17 protein-coding genes are annotated in these 16,187 nt (G+C 62.9%); 4 read left to right on the top strand and 13 right to left on the bottom strand.

What is annotated here, in order from left to right; translation table 11 throughout:
• The first annotated feature begins 458 nt into the window (after window positions 1–458).
• Both VF673_RS12080 and gloA read left to right on the top strand, forming a co-directional pair.
• Complete coding sequence (locus VF673_RS12080; RefSeq protein WP_090537232.1) at window positions 459–1,676, top strand: argininosuccinate synthase; 1,218 nt, start codon at window positions 459–461, stop codon at window positions 1,674–1,676.
• Window positions 1,677–1,768: 92 nt separating this feature from the next.
• Window positions 1,769–2,161: a lactoylglutathione lyase gene (gloA, locus tag VF673_RS12085; protein WP_090537230.1), complete on the top strand. Its 393-nt coding sequence runs from the start codon at window positions 1,769–1,771 to the stop codon at window positions 2,159–2,161.
• Window positions 2,162–2,597: 436 nt separating this feature from the next.
• Here gloA and VF673_RS12090 read toward each other — a convergent pair whose 3' ends face one another.
• Window positions 2,598–3,929 carry a deoxyguanosinetriphosphate triphosphohydrolase gene (locus tag VF673_RS12090; RefSeq protein WP_320331236.1) on the bottom strand — a complete coding sequence of 444 codons (1,332 nt, stop codon included), beginning with the start codon at window positions 3,927–3,929 and terminating at the stop codon, window positions 2,598–2,600.
• Between the two features lie 126 nt (window positions 3,930–4,055).
• Here VF673_RS12090 and VF673_RS12095 point away from each other — a divergent pair, with 126 nt between their 5' ends.
• Window positions 4,056–4,313 (top strand): glutaredoxin family protein, encoded by a 258-nt coding sequence (locus VF673_RS12095; protein WP_090537226.1) that lies wholly within the window; start codon window positions 4,056–4,058, stop codon window positions 4,311–4,313.
• A 1-nt stretch (window position 4,314) separates the two neighbouring features.
• Window positions 4,315–4,764 (top strand): YcgN family cysteine cluster protein, encoded by a 450-nt coding sequence (locus VF673_RS12100; protein ID WP_440292133.1) that lies wholly within the window; start codon window positions 4,315–4,317, stop codon window positions 4,762–4,764.
• Window positions 4,765–5,267: 503 nt separating this feature from the next.
• On the opposite strand, the gene VF673_RS12105 is transcribed toward VF673_RS12100, so the two are convergent.
• From VF673_RS12105 to metG, 12 genes are all read right to left on the bottom strand, one after another.
• On the bottom strand, window positions 5,268–6,041 hold the full coding sequence (locus tag VF673_RS12105; RefSeq protein ID WP_440292134.1) for an MlaA family lipoprotein: 774 nt from the start codon (window positions 6,039–6,041) through the stop codon (window positions 5,268–5,270).
• Window positions 6,038–7,333: a serine/threonine protein kinase gene (locus VF673_RS12110; RefSeq protein WP_440292135.1), complete on the bottom strand. Its 1,296-nt coding sequence runs from the start codon at window positions 7,331–7,333 to the stop codon at window positions 6,038–6,040. Before VF673_RS12110 ends, VF673_RS12105 begins: the two co-directional genes overlap by 4 nt.
• Window positions 7,334–7,424: 91 nt before the next feature.
• Complete coding sequence (locus tag VF673_RS12115) at window positions 7,425–7,640, bottom strand: DUF2061 domain-containing protein (protein WP_440292136.1); 216 nt, start codon at window positions 7,638–7,640, stop codon at window positions 7,425–7,427.
• A gap of 106 nt (window positions 7,641–7,746) precedes the next feature.
• Window positions 7,747–7,929: a PA3496 family putative envelope integrity protein gene (locus tag VF673_RS12120; RefSeq protein WP_090537216.1), complete on the bottom strand. Its 183-nt coding sequence runs from the start codon at window positions 7,927–7,929 to the stop codon at window positions 7,747–7,749.
• Window positions 7,930–8,038: 109 nt separating this feature from the next.
• Entirely contained in the window at window positions 8,039–8,674 is a 636-nt protein-coding gene (gene nth / locus VF673_RS12125) for an endonuclease III (RefSeq protein WP_090537214.1), read from the bottom strand.
• A 2-nt stretch (window positions 8,675–8,676) separates the two neighbouring features.
• Entirely contained in the window at window positions 8,677–9,393 is a 717-nt protein-coding gene (locus VF673_RS12130; RefSeq protein ID WP_440292137.1) for an electron transport complex subunit E, read from the bottom strand.
• Window positions 9,386–10,039 carry an electron transport complex subunit RsxG gene (gene rsxG, locus VF673_RS12135; protein ID WP_440292138.1) on the bottom strand — a complete coding sequence of 218 codons (654 nt, stop codon included), beginning with the start codon at window positions 10,037–10,039 and terminating at the stop codon, window positions 9,386–9,388. The genes VF673_RS12130 and rsxG overlap by 8 nt, the downstream gene beginning before the upstream one ends.
• A gap of 1 nt (window position 10,040) precedes the next feature.
• A complete protein-coding gene (gene rsxD, locus VF673_RS12140; protein WP_440292139.1) occupies window positions 10,041–11,120 on the bottom strand; it encodes an electron transport complex subunit RsxD in 1,080 nt (359 codons plus the stop codon).
• Window positions 11,120–12,850: an electron transport complex subunit RsxC gene (gene rsxC, locus VF673_RS12145; protein WP_440292140.1), complete on the bottom strand. Its 1,731-nt coding sequence runs from the start codon at window positions 12,848–12,850 to the stop codon at window positions 11,120–11,122. The genes rsxD and rsxC overlap by 1 nt, the downstream gene beginning before the upstream one ends.
• On the bottom strand, window positions 12,850–13,422 hold the full coding sequence (gene rsxB / locus VF673_RS12150) for an electron transport complex subunit RsxB (protein WP_273125815.1): 573 nt from the start codon (window positions 13,420–13,422) through the stop codon (window positions 12,850–12,852). The genes rsxC and rsxB overlap by 1 nt, the downstream gene beginning before the upstream one ends.
• A 2-nt stretch (window positions 13,423–13,424) precedes the next feature.
• Window positions 13,425–14,009, bottom strand: a complete 585-nt coding sequence (gene rsxA, locus VF673_RS12155) for an electron transport complex subunit RsxA (RefSeq protein ID WP_440292141.1) — start codon at window positions 14,007–14,009, stop codon at window positions 13,425–13,427.
• Between the two features lie 42 nt (window positions 14,010–14,051).
• Window positions 14,052–16,100: a methionine--tRNA ligase gene (metG, locus tag VF673_RS12160; protein ID WP_440292142.1), complete on the bottom strand. Its 2,049-nt coding sequence runs from the start codon at window positions 16,098–16,100 to the stop codon at window positions 14,052–14,054.
• Window positions 16,101–16,187: the final 87 nt, after the last annotated feature.

Here is a 16,187-nt window from a genome sequence, read left to right on the forward strand (position 1 = left end):
AGGAGCACCCGCCCCGGGTGCGAACGGACGGGCTCGGTGTATTGGTTTGACTCGCTTCGCACCGAGGCGGTGCTCCTACAATCGAACGCGCCACCCCACCTTGTAGGAGCACCCGCCCCGGGTGCGAACGGGCGGGCCCGGTGCTGTGGTTTGACTCCGCTTTCGCACCGGGGGCGGTGTTCCTGCACCGGAACCAGGATACACCTCCAACCGTAGGAGCACCCGCCCCGGGTGCGAACGGGGCAGGCTCGGTGTTTTGGTTTGCCTTCGCTTCGCACCGAGGCGGTGCTCCTACAATCGAACGCGTCACCCCACCTGTAGGAGCACCCGCCCCGGGTGCGAACAAACTGCCTCAAGCCCGCCGAGCCCCCTGTAAATGCTTGCCCCGCGGCGGTAGAATAGGCACTTTGGCTGGTGCCTCTCGCTGCGCCGGTAACACTCATCCTAGGGAGCACGTAATGACTGATGTTAAGAAAGTCGTCCTGGCCTATTCCGGCGGTCTGGATACCTCGGTAATCCTCAAGTGGCTGGAAGACACCTACGGTTGCGAGGTGGTCACCTTCACTGCGGATCTGGGGCAGGGCGAAGAGGTTGAGCCCGCACGTGCCAAGGCGCAGGCCATGGGCGTAAAGGAAATCTACATCGACGACCTGCGTGAAGAATTCGTCCGCGACTTCGTGTTCCCGATGTTCCGCGCCAACACCGTCTACGAAGGCGAATACCTGCTGGGCACCTCCATCGCCCGTCCGCTGATCGCCAAGCGTCTGATCGAGATCGCCAACGAAACCGGTGCTGACGCCATCTCCCACGGTGCCACCGGCAAGGGCAACGACCAGGTGCGCTTCGAGCTGGGTGCCTACGCACTCAAGCCGGGCGTGAAGGTGATTGCTCCCTGGCGCGAGTGGGACCTGCTGTCCCGCGAGAAGCTGATGGACTACGCCGAGAAGCACGGTATTCCGATCGAGCGCCACGGCAAGAAGAAGTCCCCTTACTCCATGGACGCCAACCTGCTGCACATCTCCTACGAGGGCGGCGTGCTGGAAGACACCTGGACCGAGCACGAAGAAGACATGTGGCGCTGGACCAAGTCCCCCGAAGCCGCTCCGGACAAGCCCACCTATATCGAGCTGAGCTACCGCAACGGTGACATCGTCGCCATCGACGGCAAGGAAATGACCCCCGCCGAAGTGCTGACCTACCTGAACAAGGTCGGCGGCGAAAACGGCATCGGCCGTACCGACATCGTCGAGAACCGCTTCGTCGGCATGAAGTCCCGCGGCTGCTACGAAACCCCCGGCGGCACCATCATGCTCAAGGCGCACCGTGCCATCGAGTCCATCACCCTGGACCGTGAAGTGGCGCACCTGAAGGACAGCCTCATGCCCAAGTATGCCGAGCTGATCTACAACGGCTTCTGGTGGAGCCCCGAGCGCGTCATGCTGCAGCAGATGATCGACGCCTCCCAGGTCAACGTGAACGGCGTGGTACGCCTGAAGCTGTACAAGGGCAACGTCATCGTCGTGGGCCGCAAGTCCGACGACTCGCTGTTCGACCAGAACATCGCCACTTTCGAAGACGACGCCGGTGCCTACGATCAGGCCGACGCAGCGGGCTTCATCAAGCTGAACGCGCTGCGCCTGCGCATCGCCGCCAACAAGGGCCGCAAGCTGATCTGATCAGCTGAACCGGCACCATTGAGATCGCCCGGTCTACTCTGGAAGGAGTGCCGGGCGATCTGCTGTCGAGAACCAACCTGAGGAGAAACACCATGCGCATTCTGCACACCATGCTCCGCGTGGGCGACCTGGAAAAATCCATCGCCTTCTATACCGAAGTACTGGGCATGACCCTGCTGCGCCGCAAGGATTACCCCGAAGGGCGTTTTACCCTGGCCTTCGTCGGCTACGGTAACGAAGCCGAGAACTCCGTGCTGGAGCTGACCCACAACTGGGACACTCCCAGCTACGACCTGGGTACCGGCTACGGTCACATCGCCATCGAAGTGAATGATGTCTACAAGGCCTGCGAACAGATCAAGGCCGCCGGCGGCAAGGTCGTGCGCGAAGCCGGTCCCATGATGCACGGCTCCAGCATCCTCGCCTTCGTCGAAGACCCCGACGGCTACAAGATCGAACTGCTGTCCCCCAGCCGGGGAGACTGATTCCGGGGTGTAGCGCAGCCGCGCTACGCCTGCATTGTCTGCGCGCATACGTCGGCGAGCGGTGCTCGCCACCCGACCCGGCGCACCCCCGGAAGGGACGAGCACCAGCTCGTCCGCGGTGCGGCAGGAGACCGCGTTCATCGAGCCAGCAGGGGTACCAGGCTGTTCGCACCCGGGGCGGGTGCTCCTACAGGGGCACGACGGCCAGGAGCGCTCCCCCGAGCCGGCACCCCCGGGAGGGACGAGCACCAGCTCGTCCGCGGTGCAGCAGGAGCACTCGTTCATCGAGCCAGCAGGGGTACCAGGCTGTTCGCACCCGGGGCGGGTGCTCCTACAAGGCCACGACGCCCGGGAGGGCGAACGCATCGAGCTGACTCTCAGCGTTCCCCCGGGGTGTAGCGCACCCGCGCTGCGCCACCCTCAACCACCCACCGAATCACCTCGCCGGATGTATGCCCCGTATCTGCGCCGCCATATCCGCGGCATACAGATCCGTCATCCCGGCAATGAAATCAATCACCCGCATATAGCTTGAGTACCTGTCCCAATCCGGTTTGGGGGCATTGTTGCCCAGCAGGTCGAGAATACGGCGGTGCTTGAAGCTCAGGCTGTGCCCCGATTGCTGCTCATTCACCGCGCCGCAGAAGGCTTCCAACAGCGTCTCCAGGGTGCTGTAGGCGCCGATCTCGTGCAGCGTCTTGCGCTTGTCCTGAAAGATCCGCTCCCGGGCCATGCGCTTGGCGTCCTGCACGCAGCGGCGGGCGGCTTCGGGCATATGGCTGACCAGATCACCCTCCAAGGTCCCGGCCAGCAGAGGCTGCTGCTGGGCAATGAAGGTTTCCGCCGCCGCATTGACCAGATGTTCGATGGCCTTGCCACGCAGAATCGCCAGCTTGCGCCGAGTGGAGTCCTGCGGGCCGAGCAGGCGATAGGTTTCCGGCAGGTCATCACCCACCAGGCCCAGCAGCAGGTCCTCCACTTCGCTGTAGCGCAGCAGCTCCATTTCCAGACCATCTTCCAGATCGATCAGCGCATAGCAGATGTCATCGGCAGCCTCGACCAGATAGACCAGAGGACTGCGCGCCCAGCACTGGTCCCCCAGCGGCGGCAGGCCTAGCTTCTCGGTGATCTGCAACAGCGCCGGATACTCTGCCTGGTAGCAGCCGAACTTGTGCTTCTTGTAGCCTGCGATGTCCGCGTGCCCGGAGGTCCAGGGGTATTTCAGATAGGCGCCCAGGGTTGCGTAGGTCAGGCGCATGCCGCCGTCGAACTGGTGATACTCCAGCTGGGTCAGCACGCGAAAACCCTGGGCATTGCCCTCGAAGTTCAGGAAATCAAGCCGCTGCGCCTCGGTCATGTCCTCCAGCCAGCCTTGGGCATCGGCCTTGTGGAACCAGTGGCGAATGGCATCCTCGCCGGAATGGCCATAGGGCGGGTTGCCGATGTCGTGGGCCAGACAGGCCGCCTGGATGATCACCCCCAGGTCCGCCGGCTCGCACCAGCTCGGCAGTACCCCGCGCAGCATCTCGCCCACCCGCATGCCCAGCGAGCGGCCAACGCAGCTCACTTCCAGGCTGTGGGTCAGGCGGGTGTGGATATGGTCGTTGCTGGAAACGGGGTGAACCTGGGTCTTCTTGCCGAGGCGGCGGAACGCGCCGGAGAAGATGACGCGGTCATGATCCTTGTGGAAGGGTGTGCGGCCCAGCTCCTCGGAACTGGCGACGGGTTTGCCGAGACGCTCACGGCACAGCAGTGTTTCCCAATCCATTATGTCCTCCGATCAGAAGCCATCGAGTATGTGGCAATGCCGTCGGGCTGCCAAGGGTGTGGCCCCGGGGGCAACAGGGTAGAATGGTCGCCGATCCATCTGATTCTGCCTGTACTGGAACATTGCATGACCATATCCCTTACCCTGTTCGGAACCACCGCCTGCCATTTGTGCGAGGAATGCCTGCAGCTCACCCGTCCGCTGGAAGGCAACGGCGTTGTGGTCAGACAGGTGGATATCACCGAGGACCCGGCGCTCATGGCGCAGTACGAACTGCGCATTCCGGTCCTGCGGCGGGACGATACCGGAGCAGAGTTGGACTGGCCCTTCGGGCTGGGCGAGCTGCTTGAGTGGCTTGCAGACCGGCTGAGGGAGGAGGCTTGATATGGCACAGGTAGTGACCGCCTTCTGGAAGCGCAAGACCCTGGAACAGATGGACCGCCAGGAGTGGGAGTCCCTGTGCGACGGCTGCGGTCTGTGCTGCCTGCAGAAGCTCGAGGACGAGGATGACCCCAACACTGTCTACTACACGCGCATCGCCTGCAAGCTGCTGGACCTCAAGACCTGCCGCTGCAGTGACTATCCCAACCGGCGCAAGCATGTGCCCGACTGCGTGCAGCTGACCCCGGCCAGCGCCGCGGAGTTCGCCTGGCTTCCCCCGACCTGCGCCTACCGCCTGGTGGCCGAAGGGGAAGATCTGCCGCCGTGGCACCACCTGATCTGCGGCGACTCCCAGGCCGTGCACAAGACCGGCATCTCCCAGGCCGGGCGGATGCTGGCGGAAGGCAGCGTGGCGGATGAGGATTGGGAAGATCACATCATCTTTCGGGTGTAGGGTGGCGATAAGCTCGCCCCTTCTGGGCATCGTAGCCTTCCTTCTGGGCATCGTAGCCTTGTAGGAGCACCCGCCCCGGGTGCGAACAGCGTAGCGCGCCTGCTGGCTCGAGGGGCGAGTCCTCCTGCTGCACTGCGGACGAGCTGGTGCTCGTCCTTCCCAGGCGGCACCGGCTTAAGCTCGCCTCTCCCGGGCGTTATAGTCTTTGTAGGAGCACCCGCCCCGGGTGCGAACAGCGTAGCGCGCTGCTGGCTCGATGGGCGAGTTCTCCTGCTGCACTGCGGACGAGCTGGTGCTCGTCCCTCCCAGGCGGCACCGGCTTAAGCTCGCCTCTCCCGGGCGTTATAGTCTTTGTAGGAGCACCCGCCCCGGGTGCGAACAGCGTAGCGCGCCTGCTGGCTCGAGGGGCGAGTCCTCCTGCTGCACCGCGGACGAGCTGGTGCTCGTCCTTCCCGGGATTGCTCCGGCTCGGGTTGGCCTGGCGTGGGTGCGCTACATCCCGGTTACCGTTTGATCTGCAGCTCTCTCAGCTTGATATACAGATACCGCACCTGATCGTACTCAAAGGGGCTGTCGAGGGAGCCGTAGCGGAAGCCGTTGATGTAGCGCAGGTCCAGTGCATAGAGCCCGTAGGTCCATGGGTTATCGTTCATGTAGCTGCGATTGTCGAGGAAGGCGGCGGCGTCTTCGATTGACCAGTCCACGGCGCGGCCGGTGGTGTCTCGCAGGGTGGAAGGGCCGAGCAGGGGCAGGACCAGGTAGGGGCCTTCGGGTACGCCGTAGAAGCCCAGGGTCTGGCCGAAGTCCTCGGACTCCTGGGGCAGCCCGAAGGCCTTGGCCACGTCGAAGATCCCCAGCACCCCTATGGTGGTGTTCAGCAGCAAGCGCGCCGTGGTCCGGCCGCTCTTCTGCATCTTGCCCTGGGCCAGGCTGTTGGCCAGGTTGGGCACATCGGCCAGGTTGGCAAAAACGTTGGATACCCCCGAGCGCACGAACTTGGGTGTCACCTTCACATAGGCGTTGACTGCCGGCAGGTATACATACCGATCGAACTGCCCGTTGAACCGGTACATGCGTCGGTTGAAGCCTTCGATGGGATCATGGATCTTCAGCGCCCTGAGGCTGGAATGCTCGAACTGGTAGTTGTTGCCCTCGGAGTCGATGGTCAGCTCCGCCAGCGGGTCCCGGTATTCGGGGATCTGATCCAGCGCCAGGGCAGCGGTACTCGCCAGCAGCACACAAACCACCGCCATGCCCTTGAACATCTTGCTGATCATGGCTGTTCTCCTTCCATGAAGGCCAGAATCTGCTTCATCACGTCCAGATACTGGAGATTGCCGCCGTGCCCGCCGTGGGGGTAGAGGAAGGCGCGTTCACCGAAGGTCTCGGCGATGAAGCGGTAGTTGTCGGCGGTGAGAATGAAGTCGTCCGCGTTGGTCAGGGCTGCGATATCCGGATTGTTACGCAGGAAGGACTCTATGCTCTGCAGGCTTGTCTCCCAGGCCATGTCCTCCATGCTCTTGCCGACGTTGCGGCTGCTCCAGTTCGGCCACAGCTGGGTTTCCAGATAACAGCTGAAGTCGCAGAACAGCGCCCGGCGCAGGTAGGGGGTGAGCGAGGTGCTGACCTTCAGCGTTTCACCTGCCGGGGCGTAGCGTCCGCCCTCGGTGATCAGGTCCGCCATGAAATTCAGATCCGCGGCGGCAAAGCGGAACACCGCGCCGATCAGGGTCGCCATTTCGGCATCAGTCAGGGCTTCGTCGGAACTCTGGATGCCATAGAACAGGCCGGACTCGATATCGGTTCCCCCGCTGGCCTCGAAGTACCTCGCCAGCTTCTGGAAGATATGCTCGTAGAAACTGTCAGCGCTGCTGACACCATCGATCTGGGTCCGCGCCAGGGCATCCAGGCGGTGGATGGAGTCGTACAGATCCACTGGCGGGTTGAGCAGCAGGGTGCGCGAGAAGTTGAACTGTCGCAGGTCCTCATCCAGATGGGCGACAAAGGCCGCGTTCAGCGCACCGAGACTGAAGCCAGCCAGGCGGTAATCGGTGATCTCCAGCTCCTTCTCAATGCGCGCATGTTCCACCGCCAGCGACATCGCACTGTGCAGATCCCGCGCATCATCCTTGCCGAGGCCCGGCAGGCCGCTGCGTGATGCTGCGGCGATGAAGTCATGGTTGGTGGGTGACGACATGACGATCACGTGCATGCCGGCATTCCAGAATGCCCGCTTCAGATAGTCCAGCCGCGGGCTGTCATAGCCCGAGCCGGTACCGGCAATGAGAAACACCAGGGGCGCCGGCTTGTTGTGCCAGGCCAGCCGGTAATGCAGGTCACGGTACTGTGACAGTACCGGGGGCAGATACCGTTCCGGCAGCACCCGTACCGACAGGTCGGTCTGGCGCACTTCCGGCTCTTCCGGCACAGGCCATACCAGCTGCGGTGGCGTGCCGACTATGGTCGCCAGGAAGGGATTGGTGACCGGGTAGCCCGGCTCGTCGGCAAGCGCGGGAAGGCACAGCAGGCCTGCCAGGCACAGGCCCAGGTACTGTAGGTATCGGTTCATCGAGATTTCCGTTTGGCTTCATGAACTATACCCGCAATTATGAGATTAGTTCCGTTAAGCGCAACGGCTTCACGCCACTGATGACGGGGTTTCAGGCCCTAAATACCGGAAGTCCGAGGCCCGGGGACGGGTTTTGGCGCCGCTCCAGCCGGCGCCAGACCCGCTCATGAAAATAGAAGGCCACGGTATTGAGCGATGGCTCGATCAGGGCTACTGCGCCGCCCAGAAGAACGCTTCCGGTCATGGCGTAGACCACACCGAAGGCGATGGTGAAATGCATTATTGCAAAGGTAATGGTCTTGAGCATCGGGTTCCCCAGAAAGCGTAGATAGGAATAATTCCTGTTTCGGCTATTCTGGGGGCCCGCTCCCGGAACGGGAAAGAGTATTTCTCAATGAGCGCTATCGGCGCCCTCAATCCAGGTCGAAGTCGTAATCGGCGAGTTCCTTCTCCAGGCGCCGTTGCTCCAGATAATCGTCGATCTGACGCCGACGAGTCAGGCTGGACTTGGTGGTCAGCGCCTCGGTCTCGGGCGCTTCTTCCTCTTCCAGGAAATCCTCATCATCCAGTTCGATATCGGTTTCAGCGTTGGCCATATCTCCACTCCACTATTGAAGGTTGGCGTTTGCGCACCTTATAACGGGAGTCGAATGGAAGCGGAAATAGATTTTTTGTATCGAAAATCCAGATTTTACCGATACTGTTTCAGTCCGAAGTCTTGTGCTTGTATTCGCACAGATCTTCGATCCGGCAACTGCCGCACTGCGGTGTCCTCGCCTTGCATACATAACGCCCATGGAGGATCAGCCAGTGATGCGCATCCTGCAGGAATTCCCGCGGCACATGGCGCATGAGTTTCTTCTCGACCTCCAGCACCGTCTTGCCCGGGGCGATACCGGTACGGTTGCTGACCCGGAAGATGTGGGTGTCCACTGCCATCACCGGATGGCCGAAAGCGGTGTTGAGTACCACGTTGGCGGTCTTGCGGCCCACGCCGGGCAGGGCTTCCAGTTCTTCGCGGGTCTCCGGCACCTGGCTGCCGTGCTTCTCGATGAGGATGCGGCAGGTTTCGATGACGTTCTTCGCCTTGCTGTTGAACAGGCCGATGGTCTTGATGTACTCGGACAGCCCCTCAACGCCCAGGGCATGGATGGCCTCGGGGGTGTTGGCCACCGGGAACAGCTTGTCGGTGGCCTTGTTGACCCCCACGTCGGTAGCCTGGGCGGAAAGGATTACCGCGATCAGCAGTTCGAAGGGGGTGCTGTAGTTCAGCTCGGTGGTCGGGTGCGGGTTGTCATCCCGCAGCCGGCTGAAGATCTCGTAACGCTTGGCTTTGTTCATTATCAGCTGATGGTTCCGGTCACGCGTACTCGCTTGCTGCCAGCGGCAGCGGGGGCTTCCAGGCGCTGGGCCTGGCGGGCCTTGATCTGATTGTCGATTACATTCTTCAACGCAATCAGCAGGCCCATGAACAGGAAGGCGCCGGGCGGCAGAATGACGAACAGCACTTCCTTGTAATCGGGAAATACCACCCAGGTCCAGTTCGCCGCGATGGGGCCGAGCAGCAGGTGCATGTTGGCGAACAGGGTGCCCTGGCCGACCAGCTCACGCAGCATGCCCAGAACCAGCAGCACCAGGGCAAAGCCTGCGCCCATCATGAAGCCGTCTACCGCCGAGGGCAGGACCGGGTTCTTCGCGGCAAAGGCATCGGCCCGACCGAGGATGATGCAGTTGGTCACGATCAGCGGGATGAAGATGCCCAGGATCAGGAACAGCTCATAGGTATAGGCCTGCATCAGCAGCTCTATGCAGGTGGTCATGGAGGCGATGATCATGACGAAGGCGGGCAGGCGTACAGCGTCGGTTACCGCACTGCGGATCAGCGACACGGATACGTTCGAGCACACCAGCACCAGAATGGTAGCGATGCCGAGCCCCAGGGCGTTCACCGTGCTGCTGCTGACACCCAGCAGCGGGCAGAGTCCCAGCAGCTGCACCAGGCCGGCGTTGTTGTGCCAGAGACCATCGGCCGCCAGTTCGGAATAGCGCTTGTCAGCCATGGCTGGCCTCCTGTCCGCTCAGTTGCAGCAGCTCGTCACGGTGCTGCTGGAAGTACAGCAGGGCATTGCGCACGGCCCGCACCACCGCCCGGGGGGTAATGGTGGCGCCGACAAACTGGTCGAATTCGCCGCCGTCCTTGCGCACCGCCCAGCCTTCAGGGGCCGGCATGCTCAGGCTCTTGCCCTCGAAACTGAAGATCCACTGGCTCTTGTCGGCCTCGAGCTTGTCGCCCAGGCCCGGGGTTTCCCGGTGGTTGGTGATGCGCACGCCGGCCAGCTCGCCATTGGCACGGATGCCGACCAGCAGATCGATACGCCCGCTGTAGCCATCCATGGTCACTGCCGGCAGTATGACGGCGACCACCTCCCCCTGCCGGCGAGCGCGCCAGGCGGTCGCCGGCTCCGGCAGGCGCAGCAGGCTGCGATCGGCAATGCTGAAGCCATCCTCCAGCAGGTCGTTGTCGTGCTGATCATCGGGGATGATCTCGTTCAGCGCGCGCATCTGCATGCGCTGCTGTTCGCTGGCGATACGTTCGCTGGTGGCCTGCTGGATAAAGGCGATAACACCCACGGTAAAGATGGCGAACACGCCGAGGATCAGGCTATTGCGCAGCACCGAGCGGCCGGGAGTCAGAGTCTTTTCCATATCACTGTCTCTCGCTCTGGCTCTTGCCCATACCACGGTTGGCCCGGGCATGGCCGTAGGTCCGTGGCGCGGTGTAGTAATCGATGGTCGGCGCGCACAGGTTCATCAGCAGCACGGCAAAGGCCACGGCATCCGGATAGTTGCCCCAGACCCGAATCACATACACCAGCACGCCCACGCCAGCGCCGAACACCAGACGCCCACGGGGGCTGGTAGCGGAGCTGACGGGGTCGGTGACGATGAAGAATGCGCCCAGCATGGTCGCACCACCGAGCAAATGAAACAGCGGCGAGCCGTTGCTGGCCGAACCATCGCCATTCCAGAACAACAGGCTCACCAGTGCCAGTGCCCCGAGCATGCCCACGGGCGCATGCCAGCTGTAGATACGCTTGTAGAGCAGAAAAAGCCCGCCGGCGAGCCAGGCGAGCGAGACCCATTCCCAGGCACGGCCGGCCATCCCGCCCAGCGCAGGCTCGGTGGCACGCAGCTCGGCCATTGTCAAAGCGCTGTTGTTGCGCACTACGTCCAGTGCGGTGGCCGTAGCCCAGCCATCGGCGGGCAGGCTGCCCGGGATGAACACCCGCTGCAGACCCTCCAGCAGCCCCAGAGTGGGCGTCAGCACCGGTTGCAACTGTTCAATGCCGCGCCATACCGGCCAGCTGGTCATCTCCACCGGGAAGGACACCAGCACCACCGCATAGCCGAGCATCGCCGGGTTGAAGGGGTTCTGCCCCAGGCCGCCGTACAGATGCTTGCCGAAGACCATGGCAAAGCCCGTAGCTACCAGCACCAGCCACCAGGGCGAGTAGGGCGGCAAGGCCAGAGCCAGCAGCCAGGCGGTCACCAGGGCGCTGCCATCGTTGAGGAAGAACATCACCGGGCGCTTGCGCAGATGCAGGATCAGCGCCTCGATGACCAGGGCAAAGCAGCTTGCCAGGAGGATGTTGATCAGCGTGCCCCAGCCGAAGAACCAGGTGAGCAACGCCACCCCCGGCAGGGTCGCTCCCAGCACCTGCAGCATGATGGTGCGGGTACGGTTGCTGCCCATGGCATGGGGCGGGCTGATGGGAGCCATGGCCATCAGGTGTCCTCCTGACTGGTTGCCTGATCGAACGCCCGCTGGGCCTCGGCGTGGGCCTGTTCCAGCTGGACCACCTGCGCCTGCAGGTCGCTGTTGTCCGGGTTCGCGTTCAACTGTTTCTGTGCCTTCTGCAACGCCATGCGGGCGGTGGCGGCGGCGATTTTGAGCTGCTTCTGCTCCGGACTCAGGGTCGGAATCCTGGCCTTGACCCGAGCCAGATCCGGTTCCGTCGCTGCGCCGGTCTGCTGCTCCTGCGCCTCCCGCGCTTCCCGGGCAGCCTTGGCCCGAGCTGCCTTCTCGGCGCGAGCCAGACGATCGCGCTCACGCTGTTCGGCCTCGCGCTGCAGGCGCTCCAGGCGCTGCTCGTAACGCACGCGGGACTGCTCGGCCTTGGTGTGCTGCTGCTCTATGGCGCGGATCTCGCCTTTGCCTGCACGGAAGTACTGCACCAGCGGAATGCTGCTCGGGCACACATAGGCGCAGGCACCGCACTCGATGCAGTCGAACAGGTTGTAGCGCTGCAGTTGCGGATAATCCTTGCCCAGGGCGAACCAGTGCAGCTGCTGGGGCAGCAGCTGGGCCGGGCAGGCCTCGGCGCACAGGCCGCAGCGGATGCAGGGCAGTGCCGGGGGCGGCGTGGGCAGTTCCTGTTCGGTCGCCGCCAGCAGGCAGTTGCTGGTCTTGATGATGGGTGCCTGCGGGTCCACGGTGAAGCCCATCATGGGCCCGCCGAGCACCAGTCGATGCAAACGCTCGGGCTGCAATCCGGCAAAGGCCAGCAGCTCGCTGATGGGGGTGCCGATCAGCGCCTGCACGTTGGTCTGCCGCTCCAGTGCGCCTCCGGTGAGGGTCACCACGCGGCTGATCAGCGGGCGGCCCAGCATCACCGCATCGTGTACCGCCAGTGCGGTACCTGTGTTCTGACAGAGCACACCGATATCCGCCGGCAGCCCGCCACTGGGTACTTCCCTGCCGGTAAGAATCTGGATCAGCTGCTTCTCGCCGCCGGAGGGGTATTTGGTCGGTATCGGCACCACGCGGATGGTCGGATTGTGCTGCGCCGCCTCGCGCATCGCCGCGATGGCCTCGGGCTTGTTGTCCTCGATGCCGATCAGTACCTGCTCCGGGGTCAGCACATGCATGAGGATTTCAATGCCCGTCACCACCTGCGCCGGGTAATGGCGCATGGTCATGTCATCGGCGGTGATGTAGGGCTCGCACTCGGCACCGTTGATGATCAGCGTCTCGATGCGGTGGTCGGGACGCGACAGCAGTTTGGTTGCAGTCGGAAAACCCGCACCACCCATGCCGCTGATGCCCGCCGCAGCCAGTTTCTCCACCAGGGTCACATGATCCAGAGCGCGATAGTCGGCAATCGGCTCCAGCTCGATCCAGCGGTCTTCACCGTCGCTGTCCAGCACAATGGCCGGCTCGTGCAGCCCCGACACATGGGGGTAGGGTGCCGGTCCGATCTCGGCTATGGTGCCGGAGGTCGGAGCATGTAACGCGCAGCTGAAGCGGCCCTGGGCCGTGGCCAGCAGCTGCCCCTTGAGGACATGATCACCGACCTTGACCACGGGTTCCGCCGGCACCCCGATATGTTGCAGCAGGGGCAGGATCAGGCGCGCAGGCAGTGGCGGCTGTTCCACACCACGGCCCGTGGACTGAGCCTTGTTTTCCGGCGGGTGAATGCCGCCGGGAATGTCATGGAGACGGATCTGCGCGGTCATCAGGCAGCTCCCCGCTCGGCAGCGGCCAGGGGTGGTGCCGGTGGCATATCCCAGCGCCAGTTGCGGGTGGTTACCGGCAGCGGCACCATGTCGATGCAATCGACCGGGCAGGGCTCCACACACAGGTCGCATCCGGTGCATTCATCCACGATCACCGTATGCATCTGCTTGGCCGCCCCCAGAATGGCATCCACCGGGCAGGCCTGGATGCACTTGGTGCAGCCGATGCACTCGGCCTCACGGATATAGGCCACCATCGGCGGCTTCTCCTCACCATGCTCCCCATCCAGCGGCAACGCCTCCACATCCAGCAGATCAGCCAGCGCCTGAATGGTCGTCTCGCCACCGGGCGGGCACTTGTTGATCGCCTCGCCATTGGCAATCGCCTCGGCATAGGGCTTGCACCCGGGAAAGCCACACTGACCGCACTGGGTCTGCGGCAGCAGTGCGTTGATCTGATCGACAATGGGATCACCTTCAACGCGGAACCGCACCGCGGCATAGCCGAGCAGCGCACCGAATACCAATGCCAGCAGCAGAAGGACCGCAACGGCGGTGATTACCATGCCCATGCTCAGATCCTGATCAGTCCGGTAAAGCCCATGAACGCCAGCGACATCAGCCCGGCGGTGATCATGCCGATCGCCGCGCCTCGGAAGGGCATAGGCACATCGGCAATGGCAATCCGCTCACGCAGCCCGGCAAAGAGTACCAGCACCATGGAAAAGCCCAGCGCTGCACCGAAACCGTAGGTCGCCGCCGTCATGAAGGTCTGCCCCTCGCGGTTGGTGATCAGCAAAGCCACCCCCAGCACCGCGCAGTTGGTGGTAATCAGCGGCAGAAAAATCCCCAGCACCCGGTACAGCAGGGGACTGGTCTTGTGCACCACCATCTCGGTGAACTGCACCACCACGGCAATCACCAGAATGAAGGAAATGGTCCGCAGAAACTCCAGGTCCAGCGGCAGCAGGATGTACTGGTAGGTCAAATAGCTGAGGATCGAGGCCAGGGTCAGCACAAAGGTTGTCGCCATGGACATGCCCAGCGCCGTCTCCAGCTTCCCGGACACCCCCATGAACGGGCAAAGCCCGAGGAACTGAACCAACACGAAGTTGTTCACCAGGATGGTGCTGAGCAGTATGAGAACGAATTCAGTCATTTGTGTTGTCCATTGCTTTGGCCGGGAGGACACACAGCCGAATCACATCACCCGCTGCCCCGGCTTGGCCCCCTGATCCGGGCTCAGCAGATAAATCTCCTCACCACCAGGCCCGGCCGCCAGCACCATCCCCTCGGACACACCAAACTTCATCTTGCGCGGAGCCAGGTTGGCCACATAGAGCGTCAGCCGGCCTTCCAGCTTGCTCGGGTCGGGATAGGCGCTCTTGATGCCGGAGAACACGTTACGCGTCTCATCGCCGATGTTCAGCGTCAGGCGCAGCAGCTTGTCCGCACCCTCCACGAACTCGGCTTTCTCGATCAGGGCAATACGCAGATCCACCGCGGCAAAGGCATTGAAGTCGATCTGCGGGGCCAGGGGCTCCCTGACCAGCTCGCCGTTGCCCGCCGGAGCGCTGGTGCTGGTGGCTTCCAGGTCTTCCTTGGAGGCCTCGACCATGGCTTCAACCCTGGCCGGCTCGATACGGGTCAGCAGCGGTTTGAAGGCATTGAGCTGGTGGGTGCCCAGGTGGCTGTCCAGGTCGCTCCACTGCTGCGACGGCAGGTTGAGGAAAGCCTCGGCGTCGGCGGCCAGGGTCGGCAGGACCGGCTTGAGCAGGATGATCAGCTGACGGAACAGGTTGATGCCCAGCGAACAGATGGCCTGCACTTCGTCCTGCTTGCCTTCCTGCTTGTTCAGTGCCCAGGGAGCCTTGTCGGCGATCCAGGCGTTGGCCTTGTCGGCCAGGGCCATGATCTCGCGCATGGCGCGGGAGAAATCGCGTTTTTCGTAGGCGTCGGCAATCGACGGGAAGGCGGCGGTAAAGGCGTCGCTCAGCTCCGGTGCCGGGTTGGCGTCAGTCAGCACGCCGCCGTTGCCCTTGTGGATGAATCCGGCGCAGCGGCTGGCGATGTTCACCACCTTGCCCACCAGGTCGGAGTTGACCTTCTGGATGAAGTCTTCCAGGTTCAGGTCCAGATCATCCACGCCACGGCCCAGCTTGCAGGCGTAGTAGTAGCGCAGGTATTCCGGTGCCAGGTGTTCCAGATAGGTGCGGGCCTTGATGAAGGTGCCGCGGGACTTGGACATCTTCTGCCCGTTGACGGTCAGGTAGCCGTGCACGTTCACCCCGGTGGGCTTGCGGAAGCCGGCGCCTTCCAGCATGGCCGGCCAGAACAGGGTGTGGAAGTTGATGATGTCCTTGCCGATGAAGTGGTACAGCTCGGCGGTGGAGTCCTTGCTCCAGAAGGTATCGAAGTCCAGCTCCGGGCGACGGGCGCAGAGATTCTTGAAGCTGGCCATGTAGCCGACCGGCGCGTCCAGCCAGACGTAGAAATACTTGCCCGGCTCGCCGGGGATTTCGAAGCCGAAGTAGGGCGCATCACGACTGATATCCCACTCCTGCAGCCCGGAATCCAGCCATTCGGCGATCTTGTTGGCCACGGCATCCTGCAGGGTGCCGCTGCGGGTCCATTCCTTCAGTATGTCCTGGAAGTCGGGCAGGGTGAAGAAGAAGTGCTTGGAATCCTTCAGCACCGGGGTCGCGCCGGAGATGGCCGAGCGCGGGTCTTTCAGTTCGGTCGGCTCGTAGGTGGCACCGCACTTCTCGCAGTTGTCACCGTACTGGTCCTCGGCGGCGCACCGCGGGCAGGTGCCCTTGATGAAGCGGTCGGCCAGGAACATGCCCTTTTCCGGGTCGAAGTACTGCGTCACCGAACGGGTGCTGATGTGACCGTTGGCCTTGAGCTTCTCGTAGATCAGCTCGGACAGCTGGCGGTTCTCTTCGGAATGGGTGGAGTAGTAGTTGTCGAAATCCACCAGAAAGTCGGCAAAGTCGGCGGTGTGCTCGGCCTTGACCGCGTCGATCAGCTGCTCGGGCGTGATGCCTTCCTTCTCCGCGCGCAGCATGATGGCCGAGCCATGGGCGTCATCGGCGCAGACGTAGATGCACTGATGGCCGCGCAGTTTCTGGAAGCGGACCCAGATGTCGGTCTGGATGTATTCCAGCATATGCCCCAGATGGATCGAACCGTTGGCATAGGGCAGGGCGCTGGTAACGAGAATCTGACGTTTGGGCTGGTTGCTGGACATGGGCACTCGGCTTCAGTTGGATAAACGGATCAAAGCCGGCAATTGTACCCTTTTGGGGAGTGCGGGTCATCTGTAGAGGGGGGAACA

It is taken from the genome of Halopseudomonas sp. Lyrl_26 (assembly GCF_051948695.1).
Classification (GTDB): Bacteria; Pseudomonadota; Gammaproteobacteria; order Pseudomonadales; family Pseudomonadaceae; genus Halopseudomonas; species Halopseudomonas formosensis.